The sequence below is a fragment of the [Pantoea] beijingensis genome, assembly GCF_022647505.1.
In the GTDB taxonomy this organism is placed as follows: Bacteria; Pseudomonadota; Gammaproteobacteria; order Enterobacterales; family Enterobacteriaceae; genus Erwinia; species Erwinia beijingensis.
In genome coordinates, this window is the sequence record NZ_CP071409.1 from 3,933,635 (window position 1) to 3,949,698 (window position 16,064).

A 16,064-nucleotide genomic window follows, 5' to 3' on the forward strand; every position below is an offset into this window, starting at 1 on the left:
TTTAGCGATAAGAATAACTTATCTAACCGTTCACTAAATAAATTTCTTAAATTACCGTTAGTTAGATGCATAGCAATGCGAATTTAAGTCAATTGACGAACGGATAGTTACATGGCTAGATAAAAGGCGACGTCGTGCCCACACGGGTGAAATATAGTGAGAATCAGTCTGAGATAGTGATGGGCAACAACCGATCGAAGCAATGTGCAGAGGTGTAACTTATTTATATATCCCCTCAATATTTCGAGTTGCAGGGCGGAGGCAAACTCGAGGGCCCCTAAAACTTACTGAGGTAAGTGACCTGCGGGCTTGGGTACAGGCAATATGAGGTATGAGGGTGATAAAAACAGATTTATGCACATCTTCGGTCGAAAAGCGCAATCACAGTATATTTCAGGCGGTTCTGACCTTGATAATGAAGGGTGTCAGGAGTCTATGAACGAACAATATTCCGCAATGCGAAGTAATGTGAGTATGCTCGGCAAACTGCTCGGGGATACGATTAAGGATGCGCTGGGAGAAAACATCCTGGATAAGGTGGAAACCATCCGCAAACTCTCCAAGTCATCCCGTGCGGGAAATGACGCTCATCGTAAAGAACTACTCACTACACTACAGAATTTATCCAATGATGAATTACTGCCCGTGGCCAGAGCTTTCAGCCAGTTCCTCAACCTGACGAACACGGCAGAACAGTATCACACTATCTCACCCAAGGGTGAAGGGGCGAATCAGCCGGAAATGCTGGCGAAAGTCTTTGAGCGCCTGAAACAACAGCCAGAACTGAATGAAAATGCGATTCGCGAATCGATTGAGTCTCTCTCTCTTGAATTAGTGTTGACGGCTCATCCGACGGAGATCACCCGCCGAACCCTGATTCACAAACTGGTTGAGGTCAATACCAGCCTGAAACAACTCGACCATAACGATCTGTCCGACTACGACCGTAATCAGATTATGCGCCGCCTGCGCCAACTGGTCGCACAGGCCTGGCATACCGATGAAATCCGTAAATACCGTCCCTCACCGGTTGATGAAGCCAAGTGGGGCTTTGCCGTGGTGGAAAACAGTCTGTGGGAAGGTGTACCGAATTTTCTGCGCGAGTTGAATGAGCAGGTTGAAGCCTCCTTTGGCTACACATTACCGGTCGATTTCGTCCCCATTCAGTTCACTTCCTGGATGGGCGGTGACCGTGACGGCAACCCGAACGTTACTGCAGACGTAACGCGTCATGTCCTGCAACTCAGCCGCTGGAAAGCAACCGACCTGTTTTTACGCGATATCGGCGTGCTCATTTCTGAGCTTTCTATGTCGGAATGTACCCCCGAAGTTCGTGAACTTTGCGGTAATCCGGAAGCCCTTGAGCCCTACCGTGAAATTATGAAGCGTTTACGCTCGCAGCTGATGAGCACACAGGCATACCTGGAACGCCGTCTGAAAAATGAACGCTTGCCGCGTCCGGCAGATTTACTGATTTCCAACGATCAGCTGTGGGATCCGCTCTATGCCTGTTATCAATCCTTACAGGCGTGCGGCATGGGAATTATCGCGAATGGCCAACTGCTGGACACCCTTCGCCGCGTGAAATGTTTTGGTGTTCCACTGGTACGTATCGATATCCGTCAGGAGAGCACTCGTCATACTAATGCTATTGCTGAAGTAACGCGCTATTTGGGGCTTGGTGATTACGAAAGCTGGTCTGAAGCCGATAAACAGGCGTTTCTGATCCGTGAGCTCAATTCCAAACGCCCCTTGCTGCCGCGACAGTGGGAGCCTGGCGCCGACACGCGTGAAGTCCTGGACACATGTCGCGTTGCCGCAGAAGCACCAAAAGGCTCGATCGCCGCCTACGTCATCTCCATGGCAAAAACCCCTTCCGACGTGTTGGCGGTACATCTGTTACTTAAAGAAGCGGGTATTTCTTTCGCTATGCCGGTCGCCCCGCTATTTGAAACGCTGGATGACCTGAATAACGCCGATGATGTGATGAGCCAGCTACTCAATATCGACTGGTATCGTGGCTTTATTCAGGGCAAGCAGATGGTGATGATTGGCTATTCCGATTCGGCCAAAGACGCCGGTGTGATGGCAGCTTCCTGGGCACAATATCAGGCACAGGACGCATTGATCAAAACCTGCGAAAAAGCGGGTATCGCGCTGACGCTCTTCCATGGGCGTGGCGGCACCATTGGCCGCGGTGGCGCGCCGGCTCATGCCGCACTGTTGTCACAACCACCTGGCAGCCTGAAAGGCGGATTGCGCGTTACCGAACAGGGGGAAATGATCCGTTTTAAATACGGCTTACCAGAAATCACCATCGCCAGCTTGTCGCTATATACCGGCGCCATCCTGGAAGCGAATCTGCTGCCGCCACCGGAGCCAAAGAAAGAGTGGCGAAATATTATGGACCAGCTCTCAGCTTTCTCCTGCGATATGTACCGCGGTTATGTGCGGGAACATGTCGATTTCGTGCCTTATTTCCGTTCAGCAACGCCTGAATTGGAACTGGGTAAATTACCACTTGGCTCACGTCCAGCCAAAAGGCGCCCCACTGGCGGCGTTGAGTCGCTGCGTGCTATCCCATGGATTTTTGCATGGACACAAAACCGTCTGATGCTACCTGCCTGGCTCGGTGCCGGTGCGGCACTGCAAAAGGCGATGGAAGAGGGCCACCGGGATCAGCTGGAGGCAATGTGCAGCGACTGGCCGTTCTTTTCCACCCGTCTCGGTATGCTGGAAATGGTATTCTCCAAAGCAGACTTGTGGCTGGCTGAATATTACGATCAGCGGCTGGTTGATCAATCACTGTGGCCACTGGGCCAGCAGTTACGCGAGCAGTTAGAGTCCGATATTAAAGCGGTACTGACCATCGCTAATGATTCACATTTGATGGCTGACCAGCCATGGATTGCTGAATCTATTGCCTTACGTAACGTGTATACCGATCCACTCAACGTACTGCAGGCCGAATTACTGCATCGTTCCCGGCAACAGGAAGCGAACGGCGGAGAACCAGACGCACGCGTGGAACAGGCGCTGATGGTGACTATCGCTGGTGTTGCCGCAGGCATGCGTAATACGGGTTAATAGTCAGCCGCAATGAAAGGGGGGCGTTACTCCCCTTTCACTTTTCTACCTTGTTCCTGATACCCTTCCCCTACTGACAGAATGTCCAGTTACAAATAACAGTATTAATAATAAATAATCTGATAGACCCGGTTATACGTTCGGGATGTATAAACTCCGGATAATTGTCACAGCACTTTATGAAACACTTCACCCGTCAAAATATGTTTTTTTATTACACCTCAAGTTCGTAATATTTTATTAATGGGAAAGGATTCCATGCGCCACTCCTGTCGCCTTAATTATAAGAATGTGCAGCGATATACTACTATTTTGCTGTTCGGCGTTATTGCGTTAACGCGTGTTTCAACGGCTTTTTCTGCACCGTCCGTCAACCAATTAATTGAGCAATCTGATAAACCAGAATTCTTAAATACGGGGATCCCACAGCCCTGGGAAATGCCTTTAGCCAATAATAATCAAATTAAATCCAGAAATGAGATGGTAAAACCACCTCACAATAGCACCTCTTTTTTACCTCTATGGGGTGATGAAGCCAGGGCACGTGGGTATGATTTGCCCGAACCTTTTGGAATAAATATAAACTACATGAATATTCGTCAAAATATTCATGTAAATAGCATTAACTTTGCAAATTTAGGCTGGGACAATTTTAGAATTCCGTCCGGGATTTTTGATATTAAAACCAGTAAAACGCGAGAAAAAAGTAAAACGGAAACCCTTAAACTGGATGCATGGATATTACCCTTTATGGATATTTACGGCATCATTGGTCATACCCACGGTAGTTCTTTATCCAAAGTCAGCGTAGATTCAGATCCGGCTAAATTTCACGACGATTTTATGCAACAAATCATCTCACAGGTCATACACGGGATGAATCAACAAGGTACCCTGAAAGATCTCGACTTTAAATTGAAGTTTAAAGGTACGACTTATGGCGTCGGCACCGTGCTGGTCACCGGATATGATAATGTGTTTGGAATGCTGGATATGAACTACACCCAGACCCACTTTGATATTCTTGATGGCAATATTGACGCCTTTACACTCTCCCCCCGTGTTGGCTATCGTTTTACTTTGCCGGGAATACCCTTTCTGAACAATTCACAGAGCACACTTAATGTCTGGGTGGGCAGCATGTACCAGCATGTGCAGCAGGAATTCAAAGGTAGCCTCAACGATCTATCAATGCCCGCAAACCTCCAACAGTTACTGATCATTGCTAATCAGAATCACAACGGCCGTTTTGACGTTAAGCAAAGTCTGGATTCCCCATGGAATATGCTGGTGGGTGCCAGCTATGAAGTGAACCGCAGTTTTAATATCAATACTGAAGTCGGCTTTTCTAAGCGTAACAGCGTGTTTGTTTCTGCCGAATATCGCTTCTGATGACACTGCGTTTTTTATTCGGGGCAATGTTCCTGTTGTGTGTATCCCCGTTAACCAAAGCCAGCGCGATACTTCCTGACAGGGGAGAAATTGACGGCTGGCTGAAGCCACTCGGAGCAGATAACCATTTCGATCCACAAAAAGGTATTAACTGGGGCATTGTCCCTGGCCCTTTTTACACACCCGAACTGGGTGCCGGGATCGGTGCAGCCATGGTAGGTATGTACCGTACTCATCCGCAGGATACCGCAGACCAAAATTCGGTCGTCACCATCAGTGGCTACACATCATCGACCGGTGCCCTGGGCATCAACTTACAAAATTACAGTTTCTTTCCAGGCGATCGCTGGCGCGTGTTCCTCAACGGTAAGCTGAATAATACCCCTTCATGGTACTGGGGACCGGGCTTTAGTGCAGGAAAACATAAAAATCACAGACAAAAATATACCGCGCGCGAAATTTCTCTGTCCCCTGAAATACTACGTCGACTTTGGACAAACAGCTATTTTGGACTCGGCTGGGATTTTTCATCGTTTCATGCCGCTAAACCGGGTAAAGGTCCTCGGCTGGTACAAAATGCGCCTGGCGGTCCCTCTTTGCTTAACTCCGGGATGAGTTTTCAGCTGCTTTATGACAGCCGCGATTTTATAGCTAATCCCAGCCGTGGTCGGATGTTCAGCCTGAGCGATACGGTATACACCCCCGAATTAGGTAGCGATAGTCGTTTCAACGTCCTGACCACCCGATACAGCCAATATCACGCCTTTACCTCACGCGATACGCTCGCCTGGGAAGTATCAGGTGAATTCACTTCAGGCTCTGTCCCCTGGATCTCTTTACCTACACTGGGCAGCAGCCAGCGCATGCGTGGATATTATCCAGGGCGTTACCGTTCCCGCGATACATTGAGTGGTCAGGTAGAGTACCGCCGTCGCCTGGCATGGCGTCATGGCGTAGTCGCATGGCTGGGTGGAGGTACAATGGGCTCCGATATGGATGCGCTTTCCCATAGCCGCTGGCTCCCTTCCGTTGGTGTGGGTTACCGCTTTGCGTTTAAACCCAAAATGAATGTTCGGCTTGATTATGGCGTTGGCCAACACAGCAGTAGCTTCTACTTTCAAGTTGGTGAGGCATTTTAATGAAGCTCCTGTGGCAGCTCTTGTTCGGAACATTATTACTTATCGCCTCGGCGGCCAGAGCAGCTCTCCCCATTGTGGCAGATCTCTCCCTTACACCACAGTTGCTTCCCTGCCGTGTCTGGCCAGTCGTCGCGCCCCTTCCTGCTCCCGACGGTTTACGTCCCTGCTGCGCATTTGGCTATAACTTAAAAGCACGCTTACTGGGTATTCCAGTGCCGTTTTACACGTTAGATAACGTGATAGAGGCGAACAAAACCGGCACACATCATTACAACCACCGTCACCTCACCGTCTTGCTCACGCTGGCCGGGATAAATGATGAAAAAAATGGCCTGATTTACACCCATCGGGGAGGTTTCATTGACAGTGCTCACGTACGTGACACCGCAGATATGACGCTATTTATCTTCAGTCATATATGGCCCATGCTTGGACAGCCCGCCCGACTCGCTTTGGAGGACGAACTCGCAAGCCGTAAAATCGTGTTATTCCCCCTCGCGCCACCAACTGATGCGCGGCAAGGCTACGCCATCGCTGCCTGGCTTTCTGCCTCGTTGGCTTTTCAGGTTGCAGCATGGCACGAAATCGCACAGTGGTATGGATATCAATCGGTTCCGGGATTTCCCGAGGGAATTTCTGCATTTTCGCCAGAAGATCTCTATTCGAATCTGCTGGGAGCAAGGCTTGCCGTAACACTGATCCTACGTGGGCAGGCAGCATCTGTGACACAGTACAACGCGGCAATGTCAGCCATACTGCCCAACGCACTGGCGCAACTCAATGCGGTTAGCGCAGAAAAAACACGGTTTATGTTCGATATGCTGGATGGCGTCTGGTGGAATAGCCGTCGGCGGATACCCGATAAATTCCTTCTTCTCAGGCGGAACTATGATACCTCTGACGAACGGCTGCCAACCGCGAGTTCATTAGAGAATTCCGTACCGTTACCGTTACGGCTTCCGCAAAGAATTTTCGGATACACATTAGATCAGTCAGGGGAATTACGACTTTATTGTGGCAAAAATATGAAAAGCTTGCCGCATCCCGCTACCTTCTGGCACTGGCGCGACTTTGCCACACTGGCGAGTATGGCCCGGATACAGGACAAGCGCTCACTGGCAGAAAAAATGCAGCATGCGGCTCGCTGACGTCAGGCAACATGAGGAACAGTATCCGGACGCACGCCCAGCGTATGACAAATGGCATAACTCATCTCAGCGCGGTTCAGCGTGTAAAAATGGAAATCTTTTACGCCTTCGCGACTGAGGATCTTCACCATATCCATCGCTATATTAGCCCCCACCATTTTGCGAGTTTCAGGATCATCGTCTAATCCCTCAAACATGGCGCTCATCCAGCCAGGCACTCGGACATTAGTCATAGTGGCAAAACGCTGTAGCTGTTTAAAGTTAGACACCGGCAGAATACCCGGTACAATTTCCACATCAATGCCAATTGATACACAGCGATCGCGAAAACGCAGGTAACTTTCTACATCAAAGAAGAATTGCGTGATAGCGCGGTTCGCCCCGGCATCAATCTTACGTTTTAAGTTAATCAAATCTGACTGTGCAGTTTTCGCTTCAGGATGCACCTCGGGATAAGCAGCAACCGAGATATCGAATTCGCCGACTTCGCGTAATAACGCAACCAAATCCACGCCATACATTTCCGGCTTGCCCCCGCCCGGTGGCAAATCACCGCGTAACGCGACGATATGGCGGATACCGTTGTTCCAGTAATCTTTCGCAATGCCGCGCAACTCATCACGAGAAGCATCAATACAAGTCAGATGAGGTGCAGCATCAAGCCCCGTACGCTCTTTAATATCTTTAATAATGCTATGGGTACGGTCCCGTTCGCCTGAATTTGCACCATAGGTAACAGAAACAAATTTTGGTTTCAGGCTACTAAGGCGCGTGATTGAGCTCCAGAGAGTTTGTTCCATTTCACTCGTGCGCGGCGGGAAAAATTCAAAAGAAACATTAATTTTCCCGTTCAGCTCTGCCAGATTTTGATTCAGCGCCTCGCGCTGGTTGGCGTGAAAAAAACTCATACTCAATTACCTCATCAATCGCTGCTTATGATTATCGCGCTAGCAAATAAACATCCATACGTTTAGACGTCCAGACAGTCAAAATGACGGATATTGCTTATGACGTCAACAGAAAATTGATCGATAAGCGTGACAAGTTTTCATTCCGGTTGAATGAAATTCATCTAAAAGAGGTACAGCGGCTGGGAATATTCAGGGGCAACCTCATGCTGCCCCAGGGGAACTAAAGCAGTTGCGCCAGGCGGTTAATGTCTGACTGAATCGCACCAGCGGTGACATCGCGTCCGGCACCGGGCCCGCGAATCACTAAAGGGTTATCACGATACCAACGGCTTTCAATAGCAAAAACATTATCACAGGGTAACAAAGAGGCGAGCGGATGTTCCGGTCGCACAGCTTCAACACCCACGCGCGCTTTGCCGTTAGCATCAAACCTGGCAACATAACGCAGTACCAATCCCATCTCCTGTGCGGCCTCAAAGCGTTGCAGCATTTGTTCATTCAGCGCATCGCCGTGGTCAAAAAAATGATCGACAGACCCCTCTTCACATCCCGTCGGTACCAGTGATTCAACCCTGACCTGATCCGGCTCGATGTCGTAGCCAGCTTCCCGCGCCAGAATAACCAGTTTACGCATAACATCCTCACCTGAAAGATCAGCACGCGGGTCAGGCTCGGTTAGTCCTTGCTGCCAGGCCTGGTCAACCAGTTCGGTAAAGGGTACCGTGCCGTCAAATTGCAGGAACAGCCAGGAGAGCGTACCGGAGAAAATACCGCTGATAGCTAAAATGCTGTCACCACTTTCACGCAGATCGCGCACCGTGTGGTTCACCGGTAAACCGGCACCCACGGTAGCATTGTACAACCAGTGACGTCCCGTTTTGGTAAAAGCATCCCGGATCTGGCGATAGTGATTGCTGTTTGACGCGCCAGCGACTTTGTTAGCACTGATGACATGGAAACCATGGCTGGCGAAATCGAGATACTGTTCTGCCAATGGCACACTGGCGGTCACATCCAGCACCACCAGATCATCGAACGGATGCGCTCGCATCCACAGAAACAGCGACTCCTCATCTTGTTCAACCGCTTCATCTTCAAAAAAAGCCAGCGCCCGGCTGGCGTCTAATCCTTCATAACTCAACAGACTGCGGCAACTGTCCACCACTCCAGCCAAAATAAATTCGAAACCGGTGCGGGCGGAAAGCGTTTCGTGCTCGCGAGCAAACAACTCCAGCCAACGCGAACCAATATTACCTTTGCCGAACAGCATCAAACCGATACGTTTCTCAGCCCGAAATAACGACTGGTGCAGCCCACGAATCAAATGTTCCGTTGGCCCGATACGCAACACCGCCACCAGGCTGATACTATCCTCTGACTGCCAGATAAATTCTATCGGCTGGTCTTTAATCTGCTGCCAAAAACGATGACTATGTAACGGATTACGACTAACGCCCGCCCCAACCATAGCAACCAATGCCAGCCCATCACGCAGTTGCAAATGACCGGGCAAGCCGGCGTCCTGCAGTATTTCCAACGCGCTATTCACTACTTCTGAGGTGTAACAAAGTTGTAGCAGGTTACGATCCGGATGCACGCCAGCTGCCAGCGGGCGGAGCTGGGCACGCTTAAGTAACAGGTCGATTTCTTTATGTAATCCGGAAAAATCGTGATGTGGTGGGACCTGAAACTCAATCAGGCAGACATCGTCATGACTGGTCACAATACGCGCGCCAGTTCCCGAAGCCAGTACGCGCTCAATACGCGTTGATCCCTGCTCTGGCTGATAGCTACAACGTAGTTGCAAATCAATATCGCTTGCAGAGACAGGCTGCAAAGTGCGCGTATGCAGTACCGGTGCGGCTAAACGAGCCAGCTCGCTGGCTTCATCCAGACGTAATAACGGCAGCAAACAGGCATCTTTAACTTTACGGGGGTCGGCACTGTAAACGCCTGCCACATCACTCCAGATGGTCACACGTGATACACCCGCCAGCGCCCCTACCTGGGTCGCAGAGTAGTCAGACCCATTGCGGCCCAGTAATACAGTTTCACCCGCATCGTTACGACAGATAAACCCGGTCACTACCAGCTTCTTGTTAGGATGCTGTGCCATTAATTGTTGTAATAAAGGCCAGGATTTCCCTTCATCAACCTGCGGCTGTGCCGCACGTTCGGCCCTCAGGAAGTCGCGTGCGTCCAGCCAAACGGCTTCCTGATCGTACTGGTTCAACACTGCCGCCATCAGACGTGCGGACCAAATTTCACCATGGCCAACCACTTCGGCATAAGTGGCATCCGTCATTTTGCTATCCAGCAGTGCCGCAAGCCTTTCCAGATCGTGAACAAATGCAGCGATCATGGGCTCAGCCATTTCAGCAGATAACAACCCGCTCATCAGTTCAATTTGGTAACGACGCAACGTCTGTTGCACCTGATGCGCAGACAGCCGATCGCTTTGGCTCAACTTCAGCCAGTTAATCAGCTGGTTAGTCGTGCTGCCCGCGGCAGACACCACCATCAGATCGCCAGGCTGGCTGTAATCCGCCATAATGCCTGCCACGCGTTGATAGCATTTAGCATCAGCCAGGCTACTACCACCAAATTTATGCAATTGCCGTAAACCCGGCACCCTTGCTACTGCTGAAATACTCATGATTACCTCTTGGCTGCAACCCGGAATGCGTTATCCAGATCGGCTATTAAATCTTCGTGATCCTCAATGCCAACAGAAATACGTAGCAGCATTTCTGAAATACCCGCTTCAGCACGCGCTTCAGCGGACATGCCCGCGTGGGTCATAGTTGCAGTATGAGAAATCAGGCTTTCTACACCACCTAACGACTCTGCCAGGGTAAACAGTTCCAGTGCTTTCAGGAAACGACGTAGCGTTTGCTCATCACCATTCAGTTCAAAACTTAACATGGCACCAAAGCCGCGCTGCTGTCGTGCCGCATACTCATGGCCCGCATTTTCCGGCAGTGAAGGATGATACAACTTTTTGACTAAAGGTTGTTGCTTTAGGTAATCAATAATAGCGAGCGCGTTACGCTGCGCGGCCGCCATGCGTGGCGCCAGAGTACGCAAACCACGCAGCAGTAAATAGCTGTCAAACGCGGCCCCCGTCACACCAATGTTATTCGCCCACCATGCCAGTTCCGTTACAGTCGCGGCCTCTTTCGCAATCACTGCTCCAGCCACAACATCCGAGTGACCATTCAGATATTTAGTGCAAGAATGAAGGACCAGGTCGGCACCCAGCGCCAATGGGTTCTGGAGCGCAGGACTCAGGAAGGTGTTATCCACTACGCTCACCGCGCCAGCCTCACGCGCCGCATGGCAAATAGCGGGAATATCCACAACCCGTAATAATGGATTGCTGGGACTTTCAATCAGTACCAGCTTAGGTTTTTCTGCTAATGCAGCCGCTAAAGCGGCGTCATCGTTTTGATCGACAAATTTAACGCGATAAGCTCCTCGCTTACTCATGCTATCAAAGAGTCGATAACTTCCACCGTAACAGTCATGTGGTGCAACCAACAGATCGCCAGGTCGCAGGAAGACGGTACAAACCAGATGTATAGCCGACATACCGGTATTGGTCATGACCGCACCGGCACCGCCCTCCAACTCGGCTAATGCACGTTGTACAACATCGCGGGTTGGGTTACCCCGGCGCGAATAATCGTGCGTGCGCGGCTCATTGAAATCCGTAAAATTATAAGTACTGGAGAGATGAATAGGGGGGACAACGCAGCCATATTGCTCGTCATCATTCAAACCGCTGCGTACTGCGATAGTTGCCTGTTTCCGCGTCATGGCGCTCTGTTCCTGACTGATGAATAGGTGAAGGCGAGTAGAATAGCATTACTTAAATAGACGTCAATACATCTGGACATCTAAATGTCTTTGCGTATAGATTGAGCAAAGCGCGAATAACCGCTAAGATTATGCGCCATAGTCCGGCGAAACTCGCGCATAACACTGCTTATGTGATGTTAAGCATCAAATGCTGACATTCATTAGTGGGAAGCGGAAAAATCGGGCATAATCGACTGATTTCCGGCAGTTTCACTTTTTATTATGATGATGATTAAGGTAGCCCATGGCTGAATGGAATGGCGAATATATCAGCCCTTACGCTGAGCACGGTAAGAAAAGCGAGCAGGTCAAAAAGATTACGGTTTCAATCCCGCTTAAAGTTTTAAAGATTTTGACTGATGAGCGCACCCGCCGTCAGGTCAACAACTTACGTCATGCCACCAATAGTGAGCTACTGTGTGAGGCATTCCTGCACGCATTTACCGGGCAACCTCTGCCGGATGATGTGGATTTACGCAAAGAACGTAGCGATGAAATCCCGGAAGCAGCAAAAGTGATTATGCGGGAAATGGGTGTCGATCCCGATACCTGGGAGTATTAATTCTTTCCCCCTCATTGGGTTATCTGATGAGGAGAGGCATCACCAAACACACTCACAATTGTGTCAATGGCAGCCATCAGGGTGGAGCAAGCCTTTTCACCCGGCTGCCACAATATAACCAGCGGATGAGTTAACCCCACCTCACCCATTTCAGTGGCTACCTGCACCACATCGGGCTGTCTATCCGTATGCCAGTGTTCAGGTAACATCGCCCAACCCTGCTGCTCCGCCAGTAACGCCGCCAACATACTCTGCTCACCCACGACCTGAAAACGATCGGCAATTTGCATCCATTGCGCAAGCTGTGAAGGCATGTCTTCATAGGGGATCAATTGATTACGCGACGCCAGCGCCAGTAAAGAAACCGGCTGTGAAGGGAAAAAATTTTGGTGGGCGTATACGCCAAGCGTCAAAGTATCGATCGCTCGCCATTTAAAACTCTCGCTAACCGCTTTATACATTGCCTGGTAAATACCAATATCCACATCCCCGCTAAGGAGCCCGACTTCTGCCAGACGTCGACTTTGGCAGAGCAAGTGGAACTGAATACCTTGAGCGTGCAATTGCACAACCGCCCTCATCAACTTGTCACGCGGGGTGAACACATCATAGCTCAGCGTCAATGTGTGTTGTGAGGGTTGTTCCAGGTTTGCAGCAACCTGACCAAAGGCCTCGGCCTCCAGCAAAAATAGCCTCGCCTGCCGATAAAGCAACTGTCCCTGTGCCGTCAACGCGAGTGGGCGCGTTGTACGTTCAAATAGCGCATAGCCTAAATCCAGTTCCAAACAGGCTACCAGCTCGCTAACTGTGGTTCGATCCTTTCTTAATTTTCGTGCAGCGCGGGTAAAATTACCGCATTCATACACGCAGGCAAACGCTTCGATTTGCGCCAGTGAATAGTGAAACGTCATCCATGAACCTCCAGGCTTTAATAACAAAAAACCCGGCCGAAGCCGGGTTTTTGTGTTGCTGGCGAGGCTAAATTGCCATCGCCTGCACGCAATCTTACTTGCTGCCTGGGATGCTGAAGCGCTTGTTAAAGCGATCAACACGGCCACCGCTGGCAACATCACGCTGCTTACCGGTGTAGAATGGGTGGCATTGACCACACACATCCAGGTTCAGATCGCGACCCACGGTAGAGCGGGTTTTGATTTCGTTACCGCAAGAACATTTTGCAGTAATTTCAACGTAATTTGGGTGAATATCTTTTTGCATGGGAAACCTCAGTAAAGGCCGTGTCGCTCTCCCGTGCCAGGAAAGATCCTGCACCGGCACCACACGAGATTAAAAATTATACCCTGAATAATTCAGGTTGCAGGAAGGCAATAACGCAGCAAATTCCCTGTAACTAACTAAAGTCAGTGACGGGATGAGCGAAGAAAGCCAACGCACATGCAGCTTGAAGTGTGACAGGTATCGGTATCATTGATACTGAAACTCGGTATCAAAGGCGGCGAACTATACAGAAAATAAGCGTTCACTGCAATCGGATCCGCACATTTCAGAAGACACAGTGTACACTATCTCGTCATTTTTTTCATCCGGATGAATACATGCCCGTCGTTCAGGTTGCACTTCCCGTTCCGCTTGCCCGCAATTTTGATTATCTGCTTCCTGCCCACATCAAGGTGGCAGTTGGCGGCCGTGTTAGCGTGCCCTTTGGGAAGCGTAAAGCGGTGGGGATTGTCGTGGGTATCCGAGAAAGCAGTGATTTCCCAATGGACCAGCTTAAAGCGGTACATGACGTACTGGATAACGAATCACTCTATCCTCCTTCGCTTTGGCGCATTCTGCTTTGGGCAGCCGATTATTATCATTTTCCTCTGGGTGAAGTGCTTTTTCATGCCTTACCGGTACTACTACGCCAGGGAAAACCCGCTAAAGAAGCACCACTTTGGCAATGGTTTATTACTGAGCAAGGACGAGAAACCTCGCCAGAAAGCCTGAAACGCGCCCCCAAGCAGCAACAGGCGTTGGCCGCACTGCGGCAGCGTACCATTTACCGTCATGAAATCACGCAGCATGACATCACCGATGCTACTTTGCAGTCTTTACGTGCCAAGGGGTTAAGCGATCTGCGTGAACATTCACGGATGCAGATCGACTGGCGCGCTCATTTCACCGTAAATGGTGAGCGTCTGCGACTGAATACAGAACAAGCCACAGCCGTTGGCGCGATTCGTAGTGAAGACGATCGCTTCGCCGCATGGCTGCTGGCGGGGATTACAGGTTCAGGTAAGACGGAAGTCTATCTCAGCATTCTTGAGAACGTACTGGCAGACGGACGACAGGCGCTAATTCTGGTACCGGAAATCGGTCTGACGCCGCAAACCATTGCCCGTTTTCGTGAACGATTCAGTGCGCCCGTAGATGTACTGCATTCCGCCCTTAATGACAGTGAACGACTCGCCGTTTGGCTGCGGGCCCGCAGTGGCGAAACCGCTATCGTCATCGGCACCCGTTCCGCATTGTTTACACCTTTTGCCCGCCTCGGGATCATCGTTATTGATGAAGAGCACGATAGCTCTTATAAACAACAGGAAGGCTGGCGTTATCAGGCTCGCGATCTCGCTGTATTCCGTGCCCGTGAAGAAGATATTCCGATTGTTATGGGATCGGCCACGCCCGCCCTGGAAACACTGCATAACGTACAGGCTGGTAAATATCGTCAACTAACGCTCAGCAAACGCGCCGGTAATGCCCGACAAGCAACACAACAACTTATCGATCTAAAAGGCATAAAATTACAAGGTGGACTTTCGCCAGCGCTGATCAAAAAAATCCAACAACATCTACAAGCTGATAATCAGGTTCTGCTTTTTCTCAATCGTCGTGGTTTCTCTCCGGCGATGCTGTGCCATGAATGTGGCTGGATAGCGGAATGCCAGCGCTGCGATCACTACTACACGCTACATCAGGCCCAACGCCAGTTACGCTGCCATCACTGTGATAGCCAACGCCCCATACCGCATCAATGCCCACAGTGTGGCTCAACTCATCTGGTGCCGGTTGGCTTGGGCACCGAGCAGCTTGAGCATAACCTCAGCACATTGTTTCCTCACGTGCCGTTATCACGTATTGATCGCGATACGACCAGTCGCAAAGGCGCGCTGGAACAACAGTTGGCTGAAGTTCATCGTGGTGGTGCACGCCTCCTGATCGGTACACAAATGCTGGCAAAAGGCCATCACTTTCCCGACGTCACGTTAGTGTCACTGCTGGATGTCGACGGTGCGCTATTTTCAGCCGATTTTCGCTCCGCCGAGCGCTTTGCCCAACTTTATACGCAGGTGGCAGGTCGAGCAGGGCGCGCCGGTAAACAGGGCGAAGTCTTACTGCAAACGCATCATCCCGAGCATCCATTGCTGCAAACTTTATTGCACCACGGCTACGATGCCTTCGCCAGACAGGCACTACGTGAGCGTAAATCCGTCTTTCTACCACCTTTTACCAGCCACGTACTGCTCCGCGCGGAAGATCACGATAATCAACAAGCCGCAGAATTCTTACATCAGTTACGCAATTTGTTTGAAGCCAGCCCGCTAAAAGATGATGCACTCTGGGTGATGGGACCGGTTCCCGCTCTACAGGCAAAACGCAGCGGGCGCTATCGCTGGCAATTACTGCTACAGCATCCTTCGCGTATTCTCTTACAGCGTCTGCTAAAAGCCAGCCTGCCACTCGTTAATACGCTACCGATGTCCCGCAAGGTCAAGTGGACACTTGATGTGGATCCAACGGAAAGCTAACCACAAAAGTTATCCGATGCCAGTTCTGCGAGATGGATCGTAAAAAGTCGTACAAGTCACAATTTTTATGCAAATTAAGTAACAGCATGCAGACACAATCTGTTAAGAATGTGATAACCGTCAGTTACTGGCGTTATTTGTGACACGACTGCAATGGATTAACGAGAAATTCAGTAGGTCAGGCCAGCGTTGCTGGCGTGAGGAGAGAAGCA

General features: G+C 50.3%; 11 protein-coding genes. 6 read left to right on the forward strand and 5 right to left on the reverse strand.

All coding sequences use genetic code 11. The annotated features are described in order from the left end of the window. Positions 1–435: 435 nt before the first annotated feature. The 4 genes from ppc to J1C60_RS17830 all read left to right on the forward strand — a co-directional run bounded on the left by ppc (position 436) and on the right by J1C60_RS17830 (position 6,766). Positions 436–3,087, forward strand: a complete 2,652-nt coding sequence (gene ppc, locus J1C60_RS17815) for a phosphoenolpyruvate carboxylase (RefSeq protein ID WP_128175554.1) — start codon at positions 436–438, stop codon at positions 3,085–3,087. Between the two features lie 258 nt (positions 3,088–3,345). Further along, positions 3,346–4,479, forward strand: a complete 1,134-nt coding sequence (locus tag J1C60_RS17820) for a hypothetical protein (protein ID WP_128175552.1) — start codon at positions 3,346–3,348, stop codon at positions 4,477–4,479. 5 nt (positions 4,480–4,484) lie between these two features. Then, the gene (locus J1C60_RS17825) at positions 4,485–5,618 is read left to right on the forward strand and encodes a BamA/TamA family outer membrane protein (protein ID WP_375139780.1); all 1,134 of its coding nucleotides are present in this window, start codon (positions 4,485–4,487) and stop codon (positions 5,616–5,618) included. Then, on the forward strand, positions 5,618–6,766 hold the full coding sequence (locus tag J1C60_RS17830; RefSeq protein ID WP_128175548.1) for a DUF4056 domain-containing protein: 1,149 nt from the start codon (positions 5,618–5,620) through the stop codon (positions 6,764–6,766). The genes J1C60_RS17825 and J1C60_RS17830 overlap by 1 nt, the downstream gene beginning before the upstream one ends. A 2-nt stretch (positions 6,767–6,768) precedes the next feature. Here J1C60_RS17830 and metF read toward each other — a convergent pair whose 3' ends face one another. From metF to metB, 3 genes are all read right to left on the reverse strand, one after another. Continuing rightward, a complete protein-coding gene (gene metF / locus J1C60_RS17835) occupies positions 6,769–7,674 on the reverse strand; it encodes a methylenetetrahydrofolate reductase (RefSeq protein WP_128175546.1) in 906 nt (301 codons plus the stop codon). A gap of 223 nt (positions 7,675–7,897) precedes the next feature. Then, positions 7,898–10,333, reverse strand: coding sequence for a bifunctional aspartate kinase/homoserine dehydrogenase II (locus J1C60_RS17840; protein ID WP_128175544.1), 2,436 nt, complete (start codon positions 10,331–10,333; stop codon positions 7,898–7,900). A gap of 2 nt (positions 10,334–10,335) precedes the next feature. Next, the gene (gene metB / locus J1C60_RS17845; RefSeq protein WP_128175542.1) at positions 10,336–11,496 is read right to left on the reverse strand and encodes a cystathionine gamma-synthase; all 1,161 of its coding nucleotides are present in this window, start codon (positions 11,494–11,496) and stop codon (positions 10,336–10,338) included. A gap of 286 nt (positions 11,497–11,782) precedes the next feature. Between metB and metJ the strand changes: the two genes are divergently transcribed. Beyond that, positions 11,783–12,100 carry a met regulon transcriptional regulator MetJ gene (gene metJ, locus J1C60_RS17850; protein ID WP_128175540.1) on the forward strand — a complete coding sequence of 106 codons (318 nt, stop codon included), beginning with the start codon at positions 11,783–11,785 and terminating at the stop codon, positions 12,098–12,100. 11 nt (positions 12,101–12,111) lie between these two features. On the opposite strand, the gene J1C60_RS17855 is transcribed toward metJ, so the two are convergent. Continuing rightward, the gene (locus tag J1C60_RS17855; protein ID WP_128175538.1) at positions 12,112–13,011 is read right to left on the reverse strand and encodes a LysR family transcriptional regulator; all 900 of its coding nucleotides are present in this window, start codon (positions 13,009–13,011) and stop codon (positions 12,112–12,114) included. Positions 13,012–13,105: 94 nt separating this feature from the next. Next, positions 13,106–13,318: a 50S ribosomal protein L31 gene (gene rpmE / locus J1C60_RS17860; protein ID WP_128175536.1), complete on the reverse strand. Its 213-nt coding sequence runs from the start codon at positions 13,316–13,318 to the stop codon at positions 13,106–13,108. 338 nt (positions 13,319–13,656) lie between these two features. Here rpmE and priA point away from each other — a divergent pair, with 338 nt between their 5' ends. Next, positions 13,657–15,852 (forward strand): primosomal protein N', encoded by a 2,196-nt coding sequence (gene priA / locus J1C60_RS17865; RefSeq protein WP_128175534.1) that lies wholly within the window; start codon positions 13,657–13,659, stop codon positions 15,850–15,852. The last annotated feature ends 212 nt before the right edge of the window (positions 15,853–16,064 follow it).

What these genes read in the sequence shown, in the direction of transcription:
- ppc (WP_128175554.1), top strand. Translation starts at nt 436, where the DNA reads ATGAACGAACAATATTCCGCAATGCGAAGTAATGTGAGTATGCTCGGC.
- J1C60_RS17820 (WP_128175552.1), top strand. Translation starts at nt 3,346, where the DNA reads ATGCGCCACTCCTGTCGCCTTAATTATAAGAATGTGCAGCGATATACT.
- J1C60_RS17830 (WP_128175548.1), top strand. Translation starts at nt 5,618, where the DNA reads ATGAAGCTCCTGTGGCAGCTCTTGTTCGGAACATTATTACTTATCGCC.
- metF (WP_128175546.1), bottom strand. Translation starts at nt 7,674, where the DNA reads ATGAGTTTTTTTCACGCCAACCAGCGCGAGGCGCTGAATCAAAATCTG.
- J1C60_RS17840 (WP_128175544.1), bottom strand. Translation starts at nt 10,333, where the DNA reads ATGAGTATTTCAGCAGTAGCAAGGGTGCCGGGTTTACGGCAATTGCAT.
- metB (WP_128175542.1), bottom strand. Translation starts at nt 11,496, where the DNA reads ATGACGCGGAAACAGGCAACTATCGCAGTACGCAGCGGTTTGAATGAT.
- metJ (WP_128175540.1), top strand. Translation starts at nt 11,783, where the DNA reads ATGGCTGAATGGAATGGCGAATATATCAGCCCTTACGCTGAGCACGGT.
- J1C60_RS17855 (WP_128175538.1), bottom strand. Translation starts at nt 13,011, where the DNA reads ATGACGTTTCACTATTCACTGGCGCAAATCGAAGCGTTTGCCTGCGTG.
- rpmE (WP_128175536.1), bottom strand. Translation starts at nt 13,318, where the DNA reads ATGCAAAAAGATATTCACCCAAATTACGTTGAAATTACTGCAAAATGT.
- priA (WP_128175534.1), top strand. Translation starts at nt 13,657, where the DNA reads ATGCCCGTCGTTCAGGTTGCACTTCCCGTTCCGCTTGCCCGCAATTTT.